The 20,829-nt window shown below is 70.9% G+C and carries 18 protein-coding genes and 3 tRNA genes; 8 read left to right on the top strand and 13 right to left on the bottom strand.

What is annotated here, in order from left to right; genetic code table 11:
• Nucleotides 1-357: 357 nt before the first annotated feature.
• The gene (gene bldC / locus QOM21_RS19245) at nt 358-564 is read right to left on the bottom strand and encodes a developmental transcriptional regulator BldC (RefSeq protein WP_003949541.1); all 207 of its coding nucleotides are present in this window, start codon (nt 562-564) and stop codon (nt 358-360) included.
• 502 nt (nt 565-1,066) lie between these two features.
• On the bottom strand, nt 1,067-1,903 hold the full coding sequence (locus tag QOM21_RS19240; RefSeq protein WP_407551726.1) for a hypothetical protein: 837 nt from the start codon (nt 1,901-1,903) through the stop codon (nt 1,067-1,069).
• Between the two features lie 196 nt (nt 1,904-2,099).
• On the opposite strand from QOM21_RS19240, the gene QOM21_RS19235 reads away from it, so the two are divergent.
• Both QOM21_RS19235 and QOM21_RS19230 read left to right on the top strand, forming a co-directional pair.
• Complete coding sequence (locus QOM21_RS19235; protein ID WP_393893237.1) at nt 2,100-3,218, top strand: Leu/Phe/Val dehydrogenase; 1,119 nt, start codon at nt 2,100-2,102, stop codon at nt 3,216-3,218.
• 325 nt (nt 3,219-3,543) lie between these two features.
• Nucleotides 3,544-3,792 carry a DUF3073 domain-containing protein gene (locus tag QOM21_RS19230; RefSeq protein WP_393893236.1) on the top strand — a complete coding sequence of 83 codons (249 nt, stop codon included), beginning with the start codon at nt 3,544-3,546 and terminating at the stop codon, nt 3,790-3,792.
• 140 nt (nt 3,793-3,932) lie between these two features.
• Here the strand turns inward: QOM21_RS19230 and purM are convergent, their stop codons facing one another.
• Both purM and purF read right to left on the bottom strand, forming a co-directional pair.
• Nucleotides 3,933-5,027 carry a phosphoribosylformylglycinamidine cyclo-ligase gene (purM, locus tag QOM21_RS19225; RefSeq protein WP_407551724.1) on the bottom strand — a complete coding sequence of 365 codons (1,095 nt, stop codon included), beginning with the start codon at nt 5,025-5,027 and terminating at the stop codon, nt 3,933-3,935.
• 32 nt (nt 5,028-5,059) lie between these two features.
• Nucleotides 5,060-6,619, bottom strand: coding sequence for an amidophosphoribosyltransferase (gene purF / locus QOM21_RS19220; RefSeq protein WP_393893234.1), 1,560 nt, complete (start codon nt 6,617-6,619; stop codon nt 5,060-5,062).
• Nucleotides 6,620-6,662: 43 nt separating this feature from the next.
• On the opposite strand from purF, the gene QOM21_RS19215 reads away from it, so the two are divergent.
• Together QOM21_RS19215 and QOM21_RS19210 are read left to right on the top strand one after the other, a co-directional pair.
• Entirely contained in the window at nt 6,663-6,872 is a 210-nt protein-coding gene (locus QOM21_RS19215; RefSeq protein ID WP_407551721.1) for a putative leader peptide, read from the top strand.
• Between the two features lie 261 nt (nt 6,873-7,133).
• Nucleotides 7,134-8,690: a sulfatase gene (locus QOM21_RS19210; protein WP_407551719.1), complete on the top strand. Its 1,557-nt coding sequence runs from the start codon at nt 7,134-7,136 to the stop codon at nt 8,688-8,690.
• A 52-nt stretch (nt 8,691-8,742) separates the two neighbouring features.
• Here QOM21_RS19210 and QOM21_RS19205 read toward each other — a convergent pair whose 3' ends face one another.
• The 6 genes from QOM21_RS19205 to purS all read right to left on the bottom strand — a co-directional run bounded on the left by QOM21_RS19205 (nt 8,743) and on the right by purS (nt 14,382).
• Nucleotides 8,743-9,546, bottom strand: coding sequence for a sterol carrier family protein (locus QOM21_RS19205; protein ID WP_407551717.1), 804 nt, complete (start codon nt 9,544-9,546; stop codon nt 8,743-8,745).
• A gap of 90 nt (nt 9,547-9,636) precedes the next feature.
• On the bottom strand, nt 9,637-10,476 hold the full coding sequence (locus QOM21_RS19200; protein WP_407551715.1) for a M23 family metallopeptidase: 840 nt from the start codon (nt 10,474-10,476) through the stop codon (nt 9,637-9,639).
• 29 nt (nt 10,477-10,505) lie between these two features.
• Complete coding sequence (locus QOM21_RS19195; protein WP_407551713.1) at nt 10,506-11,018, bottom strand: ArsR/SmtB family transcription factor; 513 nt, start codon at nt 11,016-11,018, stop codon at nt 10,506-10,508.
• A gap of 192 nt (nt 11,019-11,210) precedes the next feature.
• Nucleotides 11,211-13,460, bottom strand: a complete 2,250-nt coding sequence (gene purL, locus QOM21_RS19190; RefSeq protein WP_407551711.1) for a phosphoribosylformylglycinamidine synthase subunit PurL — start codon at nt 13,458-13,460, stop codon at nt 11,211-11,213.
• Nucleotides 13,460-14,140 (bottom strand): phosphoribosylformylglycinamidine synthase subunit PurQ, encoded by a 681-nt coding sequence (gene purQ, locus QOM21_RS19185; RefSeq protein ID WP_407551709.1) that lies wholly within the window; start codon nt 14,138-14,140, stop codon nt 13,460-13,462. Before purQ ends, purL begins: the two co-directional genes overlap by 1 nt.
• The gene (purS, locus tag QOM21_RS19180) at nt 14,137-14,382 is read right to left on the bottom strand and encodes a phosphoribosylformylglycinamidine synthase subunit PurS (RefSeq protein ID WP_393893226.1); all 246 of its coding nucleotides are present in this window, start codon (nt 14,380-14,382) and stop codon (nt 14,137-14,139) included. The genes purQ and purS overlap by 4 nt, the downstream gene beginning before the upstream one ends.
• Nucleotides 14,383-14,681: 299 nt before the next feature.
• On the opposite strand from purS, the gene QOM21_RS19175 reads away from it, so the two are divergent.
• The 4 genes from QOM21_RS19175 to QOM21_RS19160 all read left to right on the top strand — a co-directional run bounded on the left by QOM21_RS19175 (nt 14,682) and on the right by QOM21_RS19160 (nt 15,944).
• Nucleotides 14,682-15,002 (top strand): Lsr2 family protein, encoded by a 321-nt coding sequence (locus QOM21_RS19175; RefSeq protein WP_393893225.1) that lies wholly within the window; start codon nt 14,682-14,684, stop codon nt 15,000-15,002.
• Between the two features lie 118 nt (nt 15,003-15,120).
• A tRNA-Gly gene (locus QOM21_RS19170) sits at nt 15,121-15,192 on the top strand.
• Nucleotides 15,193-15,266: 74 nt separating this feature from the next.
• Nucleotides 15,267-15,339, top strand: a tRNA-Gly gene (locus QOM21_RS19165).
• A gap of 532 nt (nt 15,340-15,871) precedes the next feature.
• Nucleotides 15,872-15,944: transfer RNA gene (locus QOM21_RS19160), tRNA-Gly, on the top strand.
• A 62-nt stretch (nt 15,945-16,006) separates the two neighbouring features.
• On the opposite strand, the gene QOM21_RS19155 is transcribed toward QOM21_RS19160, so the two are convergent.
• From QOM21_RS19155 to QOM21_RS19145, 3 genes are all read right to left on the bottom strand, one after another.
• Nucleotides 16,007-16,906, bottom strand: coding sequence for a phosphoribosylaminoimidazolesuccinocarboxamide synthase (locus QOM21_RS19155; RefSeq protein WP_407551707.1), 900 nt, complete (start codon nt 16,904-16,906; stop codon nt 16,007-16,009).
• 127 nt (nt 16,907-17,033) lie between these two features.
• Nucleotides 17,034-18,512, bottom strand: a complete 1,479-nt coding sequence (locus QOM21_RS19150; protein ID WP_407551705.1) for a N,N-dimethylformamidase beta subunit family domain-containing protein — start codon at nt 18,510-18,512, stop codon at nt 17,034-17,036.
• A gap of 385 nt (nt 18,513-18,897) precedes the next feature.
• Entirely contained in the window at nt 18,898-20,775 is a 1,878-nt protein-coding gene (locus QOM21_RS19145) for a hypothetical protein (RefSeq protein WP_407551703.1), read from the bottom strand.
• Between the last annotated feature and the right edge of the window lie 54 nt (nt 20,776-20,829).

Below are 20,829 nucleotides of genomic sequence, written 5' to 3'. Positions count from 1 at the left end.
ATGTGCAATTGCACTCCCCCTCCAGTGCTTTCGGAACGAGACCGCAGGGTCCACGCAGACACCCCCTCAGAGGACCCCTGGGGGCACACAGGGAGCCCCGCGGGGCGGCACGGGCGCCGGGTCGACCCGGCCGGGCCGGCGGGCCGAGGAGCGGGCGTACACAAAAAAAATCGCGCTGGACCCGGCGGAGTCCAGCGCGATCGGTGACGTACCCAGGTGGAGCGGGTGTGGGGCCTGTTGGGGCAGGCGCCCGCGTCGGTGGAGCTGTGGAGCTTGGGTGGAGCAGTCGAGCTATGTGGTGCCAAAACGGGCATTTTCGGGTTGGGGGCCCCGAAAACAGCCTGGCTATGCGGTTGTTCAGGCCTCGCTGCGCTGCTGCGGGATACCCGCGAGCAGTGCGCGGACCTCAGCCTCGCGGTAACGCCGATGCCCTCCGAGCGTGCGGATGGACGTGAGCTTGCCTGCCTTGGCCCAGCGGGTCACCGTCTTCGGGTCCACGCGGAACATCGTGGCGACCTCAGCAGGGGTAAGCAGCGGCTCGGCGTCAGGGGTGCGAGCGGTCATGAGCGGCCTCCTCGGGAGAACCGAACCATCACGGTTCTTTCCTCTAAATTCTGCACCTTGACCCACGTTGCCCGAAATGGCGGACGCGGGCCGAGTCGGTTATAGGACGAACGGCTTGTCCTCGGCACTACAACTACACCATCCGTCCAGCCACGTCGGCCAAACCGATGGAATTGCCCTCTCAGGTGTTCAACCTCGGCGGAAGCCGATGGACCATGCCATAGCGGACAGTCACACCCCCGTGACGATCAGTCACAACGGGATCAGACGCCAGGAAACCCTCAAGGAACGCAATACCGATCTATCCGCCCATAGTTAGGCGGAAGGAGCCCCAGTCAGGCTCCTTGTCCTATTTTGGCACGAGGGTATGGCTTGGGAGCAAGACCCGAAGTCAGTGCTTTAGGTCACGCTTGGGGCAATCGCCCGGATCGGGACCTACGTCCCGCACCGTCAGGCCCTGGATGACAGGCCCTGTCCGGCGTCACACCGCCGCTCCGGACGCTCAGCTGGAGAACTGACGTTCGCGCACCGCACGCCATCGGTCGGACAGCTTCTCGTACGCGACGCCGGCCCGTTCACCGTCCCCGTCGCGCAGCGCCGCCAGCCCCTCCGCCACTTCCGCGGCGGAGCGGTCCTCGGCGAGCTGCTCCTCGGGCACCGCGTGCACCAGGCCTCCGTAGTCCAGCTCCACGAGCGAACGCGGGTGGAATTCCTCGAGCCAGCGCCCCACATCTACCAGGCCGTCGATCAACGGCCCCTCCTCCAAGGTGTCGCGCAGCGTCCGCAGTCCGCGTGCGACCCGGCGCCGCGCCTGCACCATCGGCGTCCGATAACGCAAATGAGGCCCCTGGTCACTCTTCGTGTACTCGCGTTCCTCGTCGTCGAAGAGCACGAACCAGCGGACCGGAACGTGCCAGGTCGCACCGCGGATCCAGGGTCTGGCGTCCGGGTTGCGCTCCCGCCACTGCTCGTAGTCGGTGGCCGCCTGCCGCCGCACGACCGGCGGCAGCGCCGCGTCCAGCACGGGCGCCGGCAGCAGCTCCTCCAGCGCCTCCAGGGCCTGCCAGCCGCGCAGCCGGGTACGCCACGGGCACACGCACGTGACGCCGTCGACGACGGCCACGAAGGCGTCCGCGCTCTCGTGGACCGGCACCGGTACCGGCGGGGTCGGCAGCAGGTCGGCGAGGGCCCGGCGCTGCTCGTCCTGGGCGGTGGGGGTGTGCTCGCGCTCGGCGTACCGCGCCCAGTGGGAGCGCTCCGGCTCCGGGAACGCTGCCAGCGGCTCGTAGACCCGCAGATATGCCACATACGGGACCATCACCGACGACGCCAAGGCCACGCCCGCTCCTTTTCAGGGAAGTCCGCCTCCGGGAGGAGCTGCCCACCTCCGCCCGGCCCGGGATACGGGCAGATCGTCCCATGCCCGTCCCCCACGCGAGGGTGATCGGGGGCACCTGACCGGTCAACGGGTCCCGAGGTCTTACGCTCTTCCCGACCGGCCCTCCCCACCCGCACGAGGGCGTCCTTCGCGACTTATGGGAGTCACCACAGTGACTGACGTACGTCCTGCCACCGTCAGTGCCGACGGCGGCGTTCTGCACACCCTGTTCCGATCGGAGCAGGGCGGCCACGAGCAAGTCGTTCTCTGCCAGGACCGCGCCAGCGGCCTCCGGGCCGTGATCGCCCTCCACAGCACCGCCCTGGGCCCCGCCCTCGGCGGTACCCGCTTCCACGCCTACGCCTCCGAGGAGGAGGCCGTGCTGGACGCTCTCAACCTCTCGCGCGGCATGTCCTACAAGAACGCGCTGGCCGGCCTGGAGCACGGCGGCGGCAAGGCCGTGATCATCGGCGACCCCGACGTGATCAAGACCGAGGAGCTGCTGCTCGCCTACGGCCGCTTCGTGGCCTCGCTGGGCGGCCGCTACGTCACCGCGTGCGATGTCGGCACCTACGTCGCCGACATGGACGTGGTGGCCCGCACGAACAAGTGGACCACCGGCCGCTCGCCCGAGAACGGCGGCGCCGGCGACTCCTCCGTCCTGACCGCCTTCGGCGTCTACCAGGGCATGCGCGCCTCGGCCCAGCACCAGTGGGGCGACCCGACGCTGCGCGGCCGCAAGGTCGGCGTGGCCGGGGTCGGCAAGGTGGGCCACCACCTCGTCGAGCACCTCCTCAAGGACGGCGCGGAGGTCGTGATCACGGACGTCCGCAGCGAGTCGGTGGACCGCATCCTCGCGCGGCACCCCCGGGTGACCGCCGTCGCCGACACCGAGGCGCTGATCCGCACCGAGGGCCTGGACGTCTACGCGCCGTGCGCCCTGGGCGGCGCGCTGAGCGACGAGTCGGTGCGGGTGCTGACCGCGAAGGTGGTGTGCGGGGCGGCCAACAACCAGCTCGCGCACCCCGGCGTCGAGAAGGACCTGTCCGACCGCGGCATCCTCTACGCCCCGGATTACGTCGTGAACGCGGGCGGCGTCATCCAGGTGGCCGATGAGCTGCACGGTTTCGACTTCGACCGCTGCAAGGCCAAGGCGACGAAGATCTTCGACACCACGCTGGCGATATTCGCTCGTGCGAAGACGGACGGGATCCCGCCCGCCGCCGCGGCCGACCGGCTGGCCGAAACGCGTATGGCCGAGGCCCGACGCGCCTGACGGGACCGGGAGCGCTTCGGGGCCGCTCCCATGGCCGGAAACACGGCCTTGCGCGACCCGCCACGGGTGATCGAGGAGACTTCCCTCACCACCCGTCGGCGGGTCGCCGTACAGGACAGGTTAAAATCGCAGTTGACCAGCGGGAAAAGGGTGCCTCGCGGGTCGTGCCGAGCAGTGGGTGATGCGGGCGACGTACCGAACGGCCGCGGAAGCAGGTACCGTTAAAGCCCTACAGACCGGCCTCTCTGTCGAGAGTCCGTTCTGAATCATGAACGCGTGTCAAGACTCTGGGGCCATCGAGCCCCGTCATTGAGGGGGTCGACCCATGGGGCGCGGCCGGGCCAAGGCCAAGCAGACAAAGGTCGCCCGCCAGCTGAAGTACAGCAGCGGTGGGACGGATCTCTCACGACTGGCCGACGAGCTGGGTGCATCGCCGTCGAACCAGCAGCCTCCGAACGGGGAACCGTTCGAGGATGACGAGGACGACGACGACCCGTACGCACAGTACGCGGATCGGTACAACGACGATGATGAGGACGAGGGCGACTCGTCCGACCAGCGTCGTCGCGCCTGACGCCCTGTGCGTACCAGGCTCTGACAACAGACAGCATCGAGGACCCGGTCCAGGCCAGTGCCAGGACCGGGTTCTGTGCTGCCCGGGTGGCCGCGGAGCGGGCACCGAAGTGGCCGCCGGATGAGCGGCGGCCACTCGGATCAGCTCGCGTAGTCACCGGTCAGGGTCACCGCGTCGGCACGGTCGCCGCGCTCGGAGATCTCGCCGCTGACCCAGGCGTCCACACCGCGGTCGGCGAGCGTGGTCAGTGCGACCTCCACCGACTCCTGGGGGACGACGGCGATCATGCCGACGCCCATGTTCAGGGTCTTCTCCAGCTCCAGGCGCTCGACCGAGCCGGCCGAGCCGACCAGGTCGAAGACCGGGCCCGGCGTCCAGGTGGAGCGGTCCACGGTGGCGTGCAGCCCGTCCGGGATCACCCGGGCGAGGTTGTTGGCCAGACCGCCGCCGGTGATGTGCGAGAAGGCGTGCACCTCGGTCGTACGGGTCAGCGCCAGGCAGTCCAGCGAGTAGATCTTGGTGGGCTCCAGCAGCTCCTCGCCGAGGGTGCGGCCGAACTCCGGAATCTCGCGGTCCAGCGCGAGACCGGCACGGTCGAACAGCACGTGGCGGACCAGGGAGTACCCGTTCGAGTGAAGTCCGGAGGACGCCATCGAGATGACGGCGTCGCCCGTCCGGATGCGATCCGCACCCAGCACGCGGTCGGCCTCGACCACGCCCGTCCCGGCGCCGGCGACGTCGAACTCGTCCACGCCCAGCAGGCCCGGGTGCTCGGCGGTCTCGCCGCCGACCAGCGCGCAGCCGGCCAGCACACAGCCCTCGGCGATGCCCTTCACGATCGCGGCGACGCGCTCGGGGAAGACCTTGCCGACGCAGATGTAGTCGGTCATGAACAGCGGCTCGGCGCCGCAGACGACCAGGTCGTCGACGACCATGCCGACGAGGTCGTGACCGATGCTGTCGTACACGCCCATCTTGCGGGCGATGTCGACCTTCGTACCGACGCCGTCGGTGGCCGAGGCCAGCAGCGGGCGCTCGTAGCGCTTGAGCGCGGACGCGTCGAAGAGGCCGGCGAAGCCGCCGAGCCCGCCGACGACCTCGGGGCGGGTGGCCTTCTTGACCCACTCCTTCATGAGGTCGACGGCGCGGTCGCCCGCTTCGATGTCGACTCCCGCAGCCGCGTAGCTGGCACCGGTGCCCGCGGATCGCGCAGGCTCGGAGGACTCAGTAGGCATGGCCCAGAACTTTCGTGTCGTGTGTGTACGAGCTACGGGCGGCGCAGCGCGTCGGCGCCGCCGACACCGGCCGTCAGCGTCTCGACGCCGTCCAGGTCCGGCTTGGCCTGACCGGCGGTCTCCGACTCCAGGAGGTGCTTGCCCAGCAGCTCCGGGTCGGGCAGATCCATCGGGTACTCGCCGTCGAAGCAGGCGCGGCACAGATTCGGCTTGGCGATGGTGGTCGCCTCGATCATGCCGTCGATGGAGATGTACGCGAGCGAATCGGCGCCCAGCGACTTGCCGATCTCTTCCACGCTCAGCCCGTTGGCGATCAGCTCCGCGCGCGTGGCGAAGTCGATGCCGAAGAAGCAGGGCCACTTGATCGGCGGGGAGGAGATCCGGATGTGGACCTCCAGCGCGCCGGCCTCGCGGAGCATCCGCACCAGGGCGCGCTGGGTGTTGCCGCGGACGATCGAGTCGTCGACGACCACCAGGCGCTTACCGCGGATGACTTCCTTGAGCGGGTTGAGCTTGAGGCGGATACCGAGCTGCCGGATGGTCTGCGAGGGCTGGATGAAGGTCCGGCCGACGTAGGAGTTCTTGACCAGGCCGGAGCCGTAGGGGATACCGCTGGCCTCGGCGTAGCCGACCGCAGCGGGGGTTCCCGACTCGGGCGTCGCTATGACGAGGTCCGCCTCGGCCGGCGCCTCGGCGGCCAGCTTGCGGCCCATCTCCACGCGGGAGAGGTACACGTTGCGGCCGGCGATGTCGGTGTCCGGGCGCGCGAGGTAGACGTACTCGAAGACGCAGCCCTTGGGGCGGGCCTCGGCGAAGCGGCTGCTGCGCAGGCCGTCCTCGTCGATGGCGACCATCTCGCCGGGCTCGATCTCCCGGATGAAGCTGGCGCCGCAGATGTCGAGGGCGGCGGTCTCGGAGGCCACCACCCAGCCGCGCTCCAGGCGGCCGAGGACCAGCGGGCGGATGCCCTGCGGGTCGCGGGCGGCGTACAGCGTGTGCTCGTCCATGAAGACGAGGGAGAAGGCACCCATCACCTTGGGAAGGACGCGGGGTGCGGCCTCCTCGACGGTGAGCGGCTTGCCGTCCTCGTCGACCTGGCCGGCGAGCAGCGCCGTCACGAGATCGGTGTCGTTGGTGGCCGCGACCTGGGTCGCGCGGCCGCCCTCACGGGGCAGCGCCGCGACCAGATCCGCCAGCTCGGCGGTGTTGACCAGGTTGCCGTTGTGGCCGAGCGCGATCGAGCCGTGCGCGGTCGCACGGAACGTCGGCTGCGCGTTCTCCCACACCGAGGCACCGGTGGTGGAGTAGCGGGCATGGCCCACGGCGATATGGCCCTGGAGGGAGCCGAGCGAAGTCTCGTCGAAGACCTGGGAAACCAGGCCCATGTCCTTGAAAACGAGGATCTGCGAGCCGTTGCTCACTGCGATGCCCGCAGACTCCTGTCCACGGTGCTGCAGCGCATACAGCCCGAAATAGGTGAGTTTGGCGACCTCTTCACCCGGAGCCCAGACACCGAAGACGCCGCAAGCGTCCTGGGGGCCCTTCTCGCCGGGGAGCAGGTCGTGGTTGAGTCGTCCGTCACCACGTGGCACGCCTCCGAGTCTAGGGCAGGTCGCGGATTCATCCGAACCGGGGATGGCCCGGTTTCTGGATGAGTGCATGAACGGAGTGTTGCGCGTCCTTGACGTGCTCACGGCTTTGCGAGCAGGATTCCCGACCATGCAGACCCCGCAGCCCTTGGCACGCCTGGTGTGTGGCCGAGTGGCCCATCGCGCGCGGCCGCTCGTGCGGCGCCGCCACGTCGACCTCGGTCGCGTCGCCAGCGCCATGTGTCGCTGCGCATAAGTCTGCCGACCGCGCGTAGCGGCGGGCCGGTCCAAGTTGACCCGGCCCCTCCGGTTTCCCGCTTCTGAGCTGCGCTTTCCCGGTCGAGACTGCCGCTTACCACGTTCGCCCCGTATGCCGCTGATGCACCTCTTGCGGCTTATACCGGGCGGCCGCCCACCCGCACCCGTGTGAGATACGCGACCCGCATGCCCTCACGCCGCTCCCGTGAGGCGTTATGCGCCCTCGCGTCCTGAATCAACCCTTTGGAGAGTCGTACCGATGTCATCCGTCGACCCCGGCACGCCCGATTCGTCCACTCCCTCCCCCGAGCCCTCGCTCTCCCGCCGGACGTTCGGCGGCCTGGCCGGTGTGGGCGCCGCTGCCGCGGTCGGCGGGCTCGGCGCACTCGGCACCGTGGCGGGCGCCGCGGCCGGGACCCCGGAGCCCGGGGAGCGCCCCTTCCGGGCCACGCCCGGCCGGCACTCGCGGCGCCCCAACATCCTGTTCATCCTCGGCGACGACCTGGGATGGGCCGATCTGTCCTCCTACGGGGCACCGGAGATCCGGACCCCGCACCTGGACCGGCTCGCCCGCCAGGGCATCCGCTTCACCCAGTCCTACTCGGGCTCGGCAACCTGCTCGCCCACCCGCTTCTCCCTGTACACGGGCCGCTACCCGGGCCGTACCGAGGGCGGCCTGGCCGAGCCGATCGCCGACCGGAGCGTCGGGCTGGAGCCGGGGCACCCCACGCTCGCCTCGCTGCTGCGCGACGCGGGCTACGCGACGGCCCTGATCGGCAAGTGGCACTGCGGCTACCTGCCGGACTACAGCCCCACCAAATCCGGCTGGGACACCTTCTTCGGGAACCTCGGCGGGGCACTGGAGTACTACTCGAAGCTGGGGCTCGCCGGGGAGTACGACCTCTACGAGGGCGACGCCGAGTACAAGGACCTGCGCTACTACACGCGGATCCTCACCGAGCGGGCCGTGGACCACGTGACCGAGGCGGGGCGGCGGGCCGGCGAGGGCCGTGCCGGCGGCGGCCGTCCCGCTGCGGACGGGGGCGGGACGTCCGGCGCGGACCACGCCGGCGGGCGGCGGACGGACCGTCCGTGGCTGCTGAACCTGAACTTCACCACTCCGCACTGGCCCTGGATAGCCGATGGCGACACGGCGCAGAGCGCGGAGATCGTCCGCCGGATCAAGGCCGGTGAGCCGGGCGCCCTGCAGCACCGGGACGGCGGCTCGCTGGCGAAGTACCGGGAGATGGTCGAGGACCTGGACCGCTCGGTCGGCGAGGTGCTGGCGGCGCTGAAGCGCTCCGGCCAGGAGGAGAACACCCTCGTCTTCTTCGCGAGTGACAACGGCGGCGAACGCTGGTCGTACAACTGGCCGCTGTCCGGGAACAAGGCGTCGCTCCAGGAGGGCGGCATCCGGGTGCCGACGATCGTGCGCTGGCCGTCGCGGCTCGACGCCGGGCAGGTCAGTCATGAGCCGGTGTTCACCCCGGACTGGACGGCGACGCTGCTGGAGATCGCGGGCGCCCGCCCGGACCGGGCCCACCCGCTGGACGGCACCAGCCTCGCGGGCTACCTGCTGCGCGGTGAGCGGCTCGCCGAGCGCGACCTGTTCTGGCGGGTGCGGGGCGAACGGGCGCTGCGGCGGGGCGACTGGAAGTACTACCGGGGCAAGAAGGGCGCCGACCAGCTCTTCCACCTCACCGACGACCCGCGTGAGCAGGCGGACAAGGCGGCGATCGAGCCACGGCTGCTGGCACGGCTCAAGGCCGCCTGGGAAGCGGTGGACGACACCCTGCTCGCCTATCCGCAGGGCTGACCGGCGCGACGGACGGCCGGGGAGGGTGGCGTCCGCCCCCGGCCGCTCGGCGTCACCGGTGCAGCACGGGCAGATATCCGCCGATGTCGGCCCGCTCACCGCTCGCGCTGACCGCGGCCGCATCCAGCGCGGCGGACCACGTCGTGCGCCCGGTGGCGAGCCGGAGCCAGGTGAGCGGGTCGGTCTCGACGACGTTGGGAGGGGTGCCGCGGGTGTGCTTGGGGCCCTCGACACACTGCACGACGGCGAACGGCGGCACCCGGACCTCGACCGAATTGCCCGGGGCCTTGTGGGCCAGGGCATCGGCGAGCAGCCGGGTGGTGGTGGCGAGTGCCTGCCGGTCGAAGGGGATGTCCTGGCCGGTGGCGCGTGCCAGGCCGTCGGTGAGCAGCACCAGCCGAACACAGCAGGTGACCAGGGCGTCGTCCAGCCGCATCGCGCCGGCACCGGTCGCCAGCAGCCGGCCGTCGGGCGCGGCGGGGACCAGCTCGGCATACCAGGCAGCGGCGCGGTCCAGCAGTACGGCGAGCTCCGAAGGGTCCGCCGGCTCCGGGACCACCTCCTCGACCCCGTCGCCCTGCGATCCGGCGGAGGCCGCCGGCCAGTCGGCGAGGGCGATCTCCTGCCTCGGCGGCTCGGGCTGCCCAAGCGACCGGCACACGTCCTCCAGGGCCAGCGCGGCACGGACGGCCTGCTCGCCGGCCGTCCCGCCACCGGACGGTACGGGCCCGTCGAGCTGGTCAGGTGTGAGGGCGCGCACCGCCTTCTGGAGGTGGCCGAACTGGGCCGGGACGGCGGCCCTGGTCTTCTTCGGGTCGTACCGGCGAGCGCGCGGCTTCCGTACTGCGGGAGGCATACGGGTCAGAGTATGCGGGCCCTCTGACAACGGGCCCGGACGTCCGGACAGCCCCTGACCGCCACGGGCCAGGGGCTGTCCGGAAGACGTTCAGCTCGTGGTCGTCCGGTCCGTCGACCCGGCCACGAATATCTCCTCGTTGCGCGGCACACCGATGCCCCGCCAGGTGAACGGCACTCCGTCGGCCGTGTCCGGGTCCGCGGTGTCCATCAGCTGGAAGTGCACGTGCGGCTCCGTGCTGTTGCCGGAGTTGCCGCACCGGCCGAGCGTCTGGCCGGCCGTCACCCGGTCCCCCGGCCCGACGGTCAGCGAACCGTGCCGGAGGTGGGCGTAGAGCGCGTAGGTGTCGTCGCCGAGGTCGAGGATCACGTGGTTGCCGACGACGCGGCGGGCACCGCCCAGGGTGCGCACGAGCCCCTCGACGACGAAGAGGTACACGAGCGCGAACCAGGACGTGCGGCTGAGGTGGTCCCGCTGGCGGTCCTCGGCCGCCACCACGGTGGCGTCGGCGACCGCGAGCAGCGGCGCTCCGAACGCCGGGAAGTCGTCATTGCGGCGCGCCAGGGGCCACCAGCCGAAGGCGGGCCGGGAGTCCGGCGTCGGCTCCGCCACGATGTCTATGGCGTACGCCTGGCCGTAGGACCGCGTGCCGTGGCTGGGGACCTTGTCGGCGGGGCTGTTCATGGCCTTCCAGCGGCCGTCGACCGGAGCGCCGACCTCGACCGCCTCGGTCCTGGCGGGGGCCTTGCGCCGCTCCTCCGCCCGGGCCGTCCAGCCACCGAAGGTGATCAGCGCCCAGAGGCCGATGGGGACCCAGCCCCACCAGTAGGGGTAGTCGACGAAGAACCCCGCCACGACCATCGCCAGGAAGACGAGCAGGCAGACGCGGGCGGCGATCTGGAGGAGTTTTCGCAAGGGCGTGGACTTCATGGGCTTCCCCCTGGAGTCGGGCCGGGCGGTCAGCGTCCGGCGGCGGTGATCATCACGAGCAGCGGTACGACGCGGTCGGCCGGTACCTCGTAGCGGCCGCGCGCGGCCGTGCGCAGCCAGCCGCCGGCGGTCAGCTGGCGCAGGTGGTGGTAGATCTGGCCCGACGTGCCCGTCCCGTCGAGTTCGGTGAGTTCGGCGGCGGTGCAGCGGCCGCCGAGGATCTCGCGCAGCAGCGTCAGCCTGACGGGCTGGCCCAGGGCAGCGAACGACTCCGCCGCCGCGGTCCAGTCGCCGTCCAGCACCGTGTCGGTGACCTGGCCGTACTGCCACTCGTAGCGCTGCCCGGCCGGGGTCCGCACGGCACCGGTGAACAGCACTCCGCCGTTCTCCGCGCCCAGCTCGGCCAGTTGGGCCTTCAGCCCGCGCAGCGCCCACAGCTCGTCGCCGGACTCCCGCTCGGGCGGGCTCGCGGTGCGGCCCGCCGACTGCTCCAGCGCGGCCAGCCGCCGTTCCAGCTCGGCCACACGTCCTTCGAGATCCATGACTGCGATATTACGTAATTACGTAACCGCAGGCAATGCCCGCACGGAACGCCCTCGCGCACCCACCGCTCCGGAGACCGACGCCGCGCGTCCCCGAGCTCCGCGCCCCCGGACAGCCGAAACGGCCCGCCAGATGTTCTGACGGGCCGTTTCGGCACTGCGGAATCCCGGGTCGGGCCCCGGGCAGCCGTCCTAGGCGATCAGGGCGGGGATCGTGGCCTCGTGGGCGTCCTTCAGCTCGCTCAGCGCGATGCTGAACTGCCCCTGGATGTCGATCTCCGTCCCGTCGACCACACCGATGCGGGTGGCCGGCAGCCCCCGCGCACCGCACATGTCGGTGAAGCGGAGCTCCTCGCTGCGCGGCACGGCGACGATCGCCCGGCCCGCCGACTCCGAGAAGAGCAGGACGAACGGGTCGATGCCGTCCGGCACCACGACGCGGGCGCCCTTGCCGCCGCGCAGACACGACTCCACCAGCGCCTGGATCAGTCCGCCGTCGGAGAGGTCGTGCGCCGCGTCGACCATGCCGTCGCGCGAGGCGGAGATCAGGATCTCCGCCAGCAGCTGCTCCCGGGCGAGGTCCACCTGCGGCGGCATTCCGCCGAGGTGGTCGTGCACGACCTGGGACCACGCCGAGCCGCCCAGCTCCTCGCGGGTGTCACCCAGCAGGTAGATCAGGTGACCCTCGTCCGAGAAGGCCATCGGCGTACGGCGGTTGACGTCGTCGATCACGCCGAGCACCGCGACCACCGGCGTCGGGTGGATGGCCACGTCACCGGTCTGGTTGTAGAGCGAGACATTGCCACCCGTGACGGGCGTACCGAGCGTCTGGCAGCCGTCCGCGAGACCGCGGGTGGCCTCGGCGAACTGCCACATCACCGCCGGGTCCTCGGGCGAGCCGAAGTTCAGGCAGTCGGAGATGGCGAGCGGCTTGGCGCCGGAGGCGGCGACGTTGCGGTACGCCTCGGCGAGTGCCAGCTGCGCGCCGGTGTACGGGTCGAGCTTGGCGTACCGGCCGTTGCCGTCCGTGGCCACCGCGACACCGAGGTCGGAGCCCTCGTCGATGCGCACCATGCCGGAGTCCTCCGGCTGCGCGAGCACGGTGTTGCCCTGCACGAAGCGGTCGTACTGATCGGTGATCCATGCCTTGGACGCCTGGTTCGGCGAACCGACCAGCTTCAGGACCTGCGCACGCAGCTCCTCCGGGTTCGCCGGCCGTGCCAGCTTGCCCGCGTCGTCGGCCTGGAGGGCGTCCTGCCAGTCCGGGCGCGCGAAGGGCCGCTGGTAGGTCGGGCCCTCGTGGGCGACGGACCGCGGCGGGACGTCCACGATCTGCTCGCCGTGCCAGAAGATCTCCAGCTGGCTGCCGTCCGTGACCTCACCGATGACGGTCGCGATCACATCCCACTTCTCGCAGATCTCCATGAAGCGGTCGACCTTGCCCGGCTCGACGATCGCGCACATCCGCTCCTGCGACTCGCTCATGAGGATTTCCTCGGGCGAGAGGGAGGAGTCACGCAGCGGCACGGTGTCCAGCTCGACGCGCATACCGCCGGAGCCGGCCGAGGCCAGCTCGCTGGTGGCGCAGGAGAGCCCGGCGCCGCCGAGGTCCTGGATGCCGTCGACGAGGTCTTCCTTGAAGATCTCCAGGGTGCACTCGATGAGCAGCTTCTCCTGGAAGGGGTCACCGACCTGGACGGCGGGACGCTTGGCGGGCCCCGTCGAGTCGAAGGTCTCCGACGCCAGGACGGACACACCGCCGATGCCGTCGCCGCCCGTGCGGGCGCCGTAGAGGATCACCTTGTTGCCGGCGCCGGACGCCTTGGCGAGGTGGATGTCCTCATGCTTCATGACGCCCACGCACAGCGCGTTGACCAGCGGGTTTCCCTGGTAGCAGGGGTCGAAGACGACCTCACCGCCGATGTTGGGCAGACCCAGGCAGTTGCCGTAGCCGCCGACACCCGCGACCACACCGGGCAGCACCCGCTTGGTGTCGGGGTGGTCGGCCGCACCGAAGCGCAGCGGGTCCATCACGGCGATCGGCCGGGCACCCATCGCGAGGATGTCGCGGACGATGCCGCCCACGCCGGTGGCCGCACCCTGGTAGGGCTCGATGTACGAGGGGTGGTTGTGCGACTCCACCTTGAAGGTGACCGCGTACCCCTGGCCGACGTCGACGACGCCGGCGTTCTCCCCGATGCCGACGAGCAGCGCGTCGGTCTCGGGCGCCTTCTCGCCGAACTGCTTCAGATGGACCTTGCTGCTCTTGTAAGAGCAGTGCTCGGACCACATGACCGAATACATGGCGAGCTCGGCGCCGGTGGGACGGCGGTCGAGAATCTCCCGGATACGCGCGTACTCGTCCTGCTTCAGGCCGAGCTCGGCCCACGGCTGGTCGGTATCCGGCGTCTCGGCTGCGTGCTTGACGGTGTCCAGAGTCATCAGGCGTTGACCAGCTTCTTCAAGATCGAGGTGAAGAATCCGAGGCCGTCGGTACGGCCCGTACCGATCAGCGGCTCGACGGCGTGCTCGGGGTGCGGCATGAGGCCGACGACATTGCCCGCCTCATTGGTGATGCCGGCAATGTCGCGGAGCGAGCCGTTGGGGTTGACGTCGAGGTATCGGAACGCGACGCGGCCCTCGGCTTCCAGCATGTCGAGGGTCCGCTCGTCGGCGACATAGCGGCCGTCGATGTTCTTCAGCGGAACACTGATCTCCTGGCCGGCCTCGTAGTCCGAGGTCCAGGAGGTCCGGTTGTTCTCCACCCGCAGCTTCTGGTCGCGGCAGATGAAGTGCAGATGGTTGTTGCGCAGCATCGCGCCGGGCAGCAGGTGCGTCTCGGTGAGCACCTGGAAGCCGTTGCAGATACCCAGCACCGGCATACCGGCCCTGGCCTGCTCGATAACGGTCCCCATCACCGGCGAGAAACGGGAGATGGCCCCGGCCCGCAGGTAGTCGCCGTAGGAGAAGCCACCGGGCAGAACCACGGCGTCGACCTGCTTGAGGTCCTTGTCCCGGTGCCACAGCGGCACGGCTTCGGCGCCGGCGACACGGACCGCACGCTGGGTGTCGCGGTCGTCGAGCGTGCCGGGGAAAGTAATGACACCGATACGAGCGGTCATGATCCGACCCGAACGGTGAAGTCTTCGATGACGGTGTTGGCGAGGAAGGTCTCGGCCATCTCACGGATGCGGGCGAGGGCGGCGTCGTCGACCGGTCCCTCCACCTCAAGTTCGAAACGCTTGCCCTGACGGACGTCGGCGATCCCCTCGAAACCCAGGCGTGGCAGTGCGCGCTGCACCGCCTGGCCCTGCGGGTCGAGGATCTCCGGCTTGAGCATGACGTCGACTACGACGCGTGCCACTGGCACTCCCGGTGGTGTGGTGCGTAAGGCGGTGTACTCACAGTACCGTGTTCGAAAATCTACGCGCATAGATATCCGGAAGGCCGATCACGGTCCGGTATCGGCAGGAGTGAGTGCTGGGGAAAATCCTCGAAAAGATCTAGGGTCCGGATTGCAGGATGACACGCTGACAAAATTAACTGGGCTTCACAATGCAATGCCCATCGCTGTACAAATGAAAAAGCATTGATCCCAATCAGCCGGATCTGAAGCATCACCCCACGTCAAACCGGGGTTGCTGCACGAAAGGACCGATATCCGTGGCGCAGCGAGTAGTAGTAACGCTCTCCGACGACATCGACGGGGGAGAAGCCGCCGAGACGGTCGCCTTCGGATTGGACGGGAAGTCGTACGAGATCGACCTCAATCCCGCCAATGCGAAGAAACTGCGCGGCGCCCTCGCTCCGTTCGTGGACGCCGGCCGCAAGCGTGCCAAGTCCGGGAAGGCCTACCACCGGACCGCGGTGAACGCCGACCCGGCGGCCGTCCGCGCCTGGGCCCGTTCGAACCAGATGGACGTCCCCCCTCGCGGCCGGATCCCCAAGAAGGTCTACGAGGCCTTCAACGCGGCGAACCACTAGCCGACTTGCCGGCACCCCGCGGCCCGCGGCAGCCGACTTGCACAGCACCCCTACTGATCAGCTAGAGTCTGGAGCACGCCGAGGGGCCAGGCCGAAAAGCCGAACCTCACGGAGTCACGCGGGTGTAGCTCAGTAGTAGAGCGCCCTCTTTCCAAGAGGGAGGCGCAGTGTGCAATCCCTGTCACCCGCTCTGACTGCTCAACCGGTCCTTTGGATCAGGTACAGTAGCTGTCGCGCCGCTCGGTGAAAGCCGAGTGGATGCCTGCGGACGTAGCTCAGTTGGTAGAGCACCACCTTGCCAAGGTGGATGTCGCGAGTTCGAGTCTCGTCGTCCGCTCAGATAAAGAAGACCCTGGTCATTGCGACCCGGGTCTTCTTGCTTTTCCGGAATGATCTCCTACCCTTCCCCACCTCCCGCCGGGCCGATGTGGTCCTGGACACACTGTGGGCGGGACGGCCGCAGGCCGAAGTGACGGTCCGTCGGCGGCACTCACGAGCGGCGTGCACCGTGGGCCGGGGCTCTCGCGGCCGGGCTGCGGGGACGTGCGGTCGTCCGGGTCGCGTACACGGCACACCCCGGCGCTCAGAGGAAACCTTTGCGCCGCCACGGAGTTGAGGGGCAGGCAATCGATGCCGGGGGCGGGCGGCGGAAGTCCTGAGGACCGGCTCGGTGGGTCGAGGTCGGGGCCAGGCCACAGACGGCGCCGCGGAGCGTGCTGCCGAAGGTGGCGGCGGCGCTCGGCTGCCCCGGCCCGCCCGAGGCACCTGCGCAGGACCGGACGCGCGACAGCGCGCATCCCACCCTGCCGGGTTGGCTATAGTGGTGCCCGCACCGCGCACCGGCGACCTCGCCGGACAGCACGGAGCATGCGGACGTAGCTCAGTTGGTAGAGCACCACCTTGCCAAGGTGGATGTCGCGAGTTCGAGTCTCGTCGTCCGCTCCGCGAAAGAAGGCCCCGGACGGTGGTGACACCGTCCGGGGCCTTCTTTTGTCCGGCCGTGGTCACGACCAGGCGAGACCCGTGAGGCGCTCGTACGCCTCGATGTACTTGGCGCGGGTGTGGTCGACGACCTCCGGGGGGAGCGCCGACGGCGGCTGCTCGCTCGCGCGGTCCCAGCCGGAGGCCGGAGAGGTCAACCAGTCACGGACGAACTGCTTGTCGAAGGACGGCTGGGCACGGCCCGGCTGCCACTGGTCGGCGGGCCAGAAGCGCGACGAGTCCGGCGTCAGCACCTCGTCGGCGAGCGTCAACTCCTCGCCGTTGAAGCCGAATTCGAACTTGGTGTCCGCCAGGATGAGGCCCCGCTCGCGGGCGATGTCGCGGGCCCTGCTGTAGATGGCGAGCGTCAGCTGCCGGAGCTGGGCCGCGACCTCCGCGCCGACCTGGCGGGCCACCTCCTCGTAGGAGACGTTCTCGTCGTGCTCGCCGACGGCGGCCTTGGCGGCCGGGGTGAAGATCGGCGCGGGCAGTTCGGAGCCGTCGACCAGGCCCTCGGGGAGCGCCAGGCCGCAGACCGTACGGCTCTGCCGGTACTCGGCGAGGCCGGAGCCGGTGAGGTAGCCACGGGCCACGCACTCGACCGGGACCATCGCGAGGGACGTGCACACGAGGGTGCGGCCGGCCCAGTCGGCGGGGGCGCCGTCGGGGAGGTCGGTGGACAGGACATGGTTGGGCGCGAGGTCCGCGAGCTGCTCGAACCACCACAGGGACAGCTGGGTGAGGACGCGGCCCTTGTCCGGGATCTCGGTGGGGAGCACCCAGTCATAGGCGGAGATGCGGTCGCTGGCGACCATGATCAGGTCGCCGGCGGCGTTCTGATAGAGGTCGCGCACCTTGCCGGTGTGCAGGTGGGTGAGACCCGGGACCTGCACGGCCTCGGGCTTTTCTACGAAACCGGACACGCTGCCTCCGCGTAGGTTGATCCAGGAGTCCGTCCGATTCTCCCGTATACGGGATTGCGGTGTCGCCGCAGGGTGGGGGCGGCCGGACATCGGCCCGGCGGGCCGGTGCCGCGCGGGCCGGGCGCCCCTAATCGCGTTTGCAGATCCGGTCGAGGAGGTTGGCTGTGGCGCGCTGGACGCGCTGGTCGACATGGCCGGGGCGGTCCAGCGCCGGGGACCAGGCGAAGGTGCCGGACGAGAAGACCAGGGCGCCACTGGGGGCGCGGTAGAGGGAGGTCTCCTGGTGGCGGAGGGCGCCGTCGCTGTCGCGGTACGGGGAGTGCGCCAGCAGGATGCGGTGGGTGTGCTCGGGGAGGCTGGTGCGCGGGAAGTAGCGGTCGGCCTCGCCCGCGACCAGGCCGGGGATTTCGTCGCCCTCGTGGGCGCCGGTGGCCTCCCACAGCCAGTGGCTGCCGTTGCGGACCACAAGGGGCGCCGGTTCCGGGACCCGCCCGGCGTACTGGATGCCCATCAGCCGCTGTTCGGGCTCTCCCACCTCGCGCCAGAGCACCGGCTTCCCGGGGCCCTGGCGCTTGCGGCAGCTGAGCAGCGAGTCCGGGCCGGAGGGTGACGGGGACAGCTCGACCTGCCAGTACATGGTGTTGGCGGAGAGGAAGACGAGGGACGTGCCGCTGTCGCGGGCGCGTTCGACGGTGCGGCGCATGGGCACCGACCAGTACTCGTCGTGGCCGGGGAAGACCAGGCCGCGGTAGCGGGTCGGGTCGACGCGGCCGGCGTGCAGATCGCGGGCGTCGGCGTAGGCGAGGTCGTAGCCGTAGCGCTCGGCCCAGCGGATGAAGTCGTAGGCGTGGCCGACATGGAGGGGCAGGCCGGCGCCGGCGTAGGGGCGGTCGAACGAGACGGTGGTGGCGGCGTCCTGCTCGCCGAGGAGCGCGCCCGACTCGTCCCAGGCGTGGTAGAGGCTGGCGCCCGTGCGGCCGTCCTCCGGGTAGAGGTTGTATGCCTGCCAGGTGATGTCGGGCAGCAGCAGGAGGAGGTCGGCGGGGTGGTCGTCGCGGACCGTGAAGGGGATGTGGCTGCGGTAGCCGTCGGCGGTGGTGAGGACGGCGACATACGCGCCGAGATTCCAGTACTCCGGCACCTGCAGACGCCAGGACAGCCACCAGTGGTGGCAGGAGACCGTGCGGTCGGCCGTGAGCGGGGAGGGCTGGACGATGCCTGCCAGCCGCGGGCTGGTGGTGATCTTGGAGGCGCCGGCGCCGCCGTAGTGGCCGATGCGGTAGACGTCGATGCTGAACGGCTGGGGCGGGTCGACCGAGACCCGGAAGTCGATGGCCTCGCCCGGTGCCACCGCGCCGGTGCTGGCGAAGCCCTTGATCTGCCGGCGGACGTCGTCCGCGGTGCGGGGGCCGTTGTGCTTGTGGGGGGCGGGGAAGCGCGGGTCGCCCTGGGCGACCGCGGGATCGACGTACCAGGGGACGACCTGGCCGGAGTCGAAGTAGTTCTCGCTGCCGCGCAGCCAGGGCAGCGGCCCCTGGCCGAACGGGTCCGTGACCGCGTGGGCGAGAGCGCCCGACTCCCAGCGCCTGATCTGTTCCGTCGCCACCTTCCACTCCCCTCCCGCGTCCCCCGTTCGGCCGCGGCCGAACGGCCGTTTCTTTTCACCCCGCCTGCCCGCTCGGGCGGTGGCGGGCTCCGTCGGGTCCGGCCGGTCGGACCCCGGGCACCCCCCAGCACATCACATTACGCACTCACTTCGTCACCCTTCGTCGTGAATTCAGGGGTCGTGCTGCCCGAAACACGAACTGGAAGGGAACATTCAGCCGGTGTTCCGGGGGTTTGCGGCGTGCTGAGGCGGCGACGTGGACGGCCGCCCGGGGGCGGAGCGCGACGGGCGCGCCGCCTGGGGCGCAGGGGGCATCGCGGGTGCCCCGGTGCGGAGTGCCGAACCGGAGTGCCGCAGGGCCCCTGTGGTCGTGCGCGGATTCAGGTCATACCAACCGGACCGGCTTCTCCGCGCGGACGCCGACGGTCGACAGCCAGCCGCGCAGCGGTGCGGCGTCGCCGTCGTCCACCAGGCTCAGCACCGTGCGGCCGAGGTCGGAGCGGCGGGCGCCGTCCACCAGCAGGGCCGGGCCGTCGAGCCAGTCGAGGCCGGGGGCGGCGCCCGCGGTGTCGACGGCGGCGCAGCAGACCATGGCCGTGACGTGGTCGGCGAGGAGCTCCCGGCCCGTGCGGGGCGGCTGGAGCGGGAACAGCGGGAGACCGCCCTCCACCAGGCCGTCGCCCCATGCCACACCGGCGGCCGCGTCCTGCGCCCGGGCACCGAGGGCGGTCTGCCGGGCGGCCTCCTCGCGCTCCTCCCGCTCGACCTCCGCGCCCAGCCGGGCGGCGACGAGATCACCGGCCCGGTCGTCGCGGGCCAGCCGCTCGATGACCCGGTCGAGGGTGGGTCCGGGTGCCGGGGCCCCGCCCTCGTCGGCGTGGTTCTCCGCGGCCGTGCGGGTCGCCGCGGGGGCGTACGGGAAGGAGGCGGCCGGCTGCCGGGCCGTGGCGTGGGACGGCGGCGGTGACGCGGTCGGGGAGGTTGCTGCGGGTGACGGCTCCGACGCGCGGGGCGCGGAACCGGCAACGGTCGAGGGGGCCGGTGCGGTGCCCGCGGGCGCGTCGCCGGGGGCGGCCGGGCCGGGCGGGAGGTCGTCCAGGACGCGGTGCAGGCGGGCTGCCTCCAGGCGCCACTTACGGTCCACGACCTCCTCCGGGTACTGGTTCCAGGCGACCGGTGACCAGTCGGGGCCCGGTTCGGCCGGGCCGCCGTGGAAGAGGCGGGCAGCCAGCAGGGAGGCGGCGCGGTCGATGGCGCCCGGCTCCTCCAGCAGGTCACAGGCGGGCCGCTCCCCGAGGCGCGAGGTGAAGCCCTCGGCGAGGCGGTCGCGGCGGGAGAGTTCGGTGAGGGCGGAGACCACGCCGGCGTCGAGGCGGGAGGGCCAGCGGCCCATCCGCCACGCGGGCAGGGCGACCCGGGTCAGCAGCCGGTCCCAGCCGGCGTAGGCCAGTCCGACCTGCTCCTGGGCGACGATCCGGAGGCCGTAGTCGACGTTCTGGGCGCGTTCGGACGCGGCGGCCGCGACGCCGCGCTCCATGATCGTGGCGTGGTCCCGGCAGGCGCGCAGCAGCAGGCGGGCCACCTTGCCGACGAAGCGGAGCGGGAGGCGGCGCAGCGGGCCGTCGGCGCGGGCGGAGACCGCGACGGCGGCGTCGAGGCCGCGGATGAAGCGCCGGGCGGCGGCTATGTCGGGGTGCGCCGAGGGGCCGGTGCCGGCCACGACCGGGGCGAGCAGAGCGCGCAGCTCGGCGACCCGCATCCACCACAGGAAGGGCGAGCCGATGACGAGGACCGGTGCCTCGGGCGTCCGGCGCCTCTCGCCGCCGGCGGGCCGGGCGGCGCGCGGCGGGCCGTGGGCGCGGTGCGTGCGGTCCTCCAGCCAGCTGTCGCAGTCCGGGGTGAGCGCTATCGCGGAGGGCGCCGGGACCTCCAGGCGCTCGGCGAGATCGCGCACGAGGCGGTAGAGGTCGGGGGCCGATTTCTCGGAGATCGGCACGGAAGGGCTGAGCGCGGGTCTGGCGCGGGCGACGACGGTGGTGACCAGCGCCGCGAGCAGCAGGGCCACCACCGCGAGGGCGCCGACGGTCCAGCGGGCCACGCTCCAGCCGGTGCCCGTACCGAAGTGGCCGGTCGCGGCGCCGACGAGCAGCACCACGGCCACGGCCGCGGGCAGCAGAGCAGCGGCCCACGCGGTGCCGCGGATCCGCAGCACCGCGAGGGCGCGGGCACGCGCCGCCAGGACGCCAATTTCCGGACCTGCCACGAGCCTGTACACCCCCTGCTGTCCTGATGGAGACGGACGGAGAGAACGACGGAG

This window comes from Streptomyces sp. Pv4-95 (genome assembly GCF_045782725.1).
In the GTDB taxonomy this organism is placed as follows: Bacteria; Actinomycetota; Actinomycetes; order Streptomycetales; family Streptomycetaceae; genus Streptomyces.
Note: the sequence above shows the minus strand (reverse complement) of the source record. Positions and strands in the feature narration are given on the sequence as shown.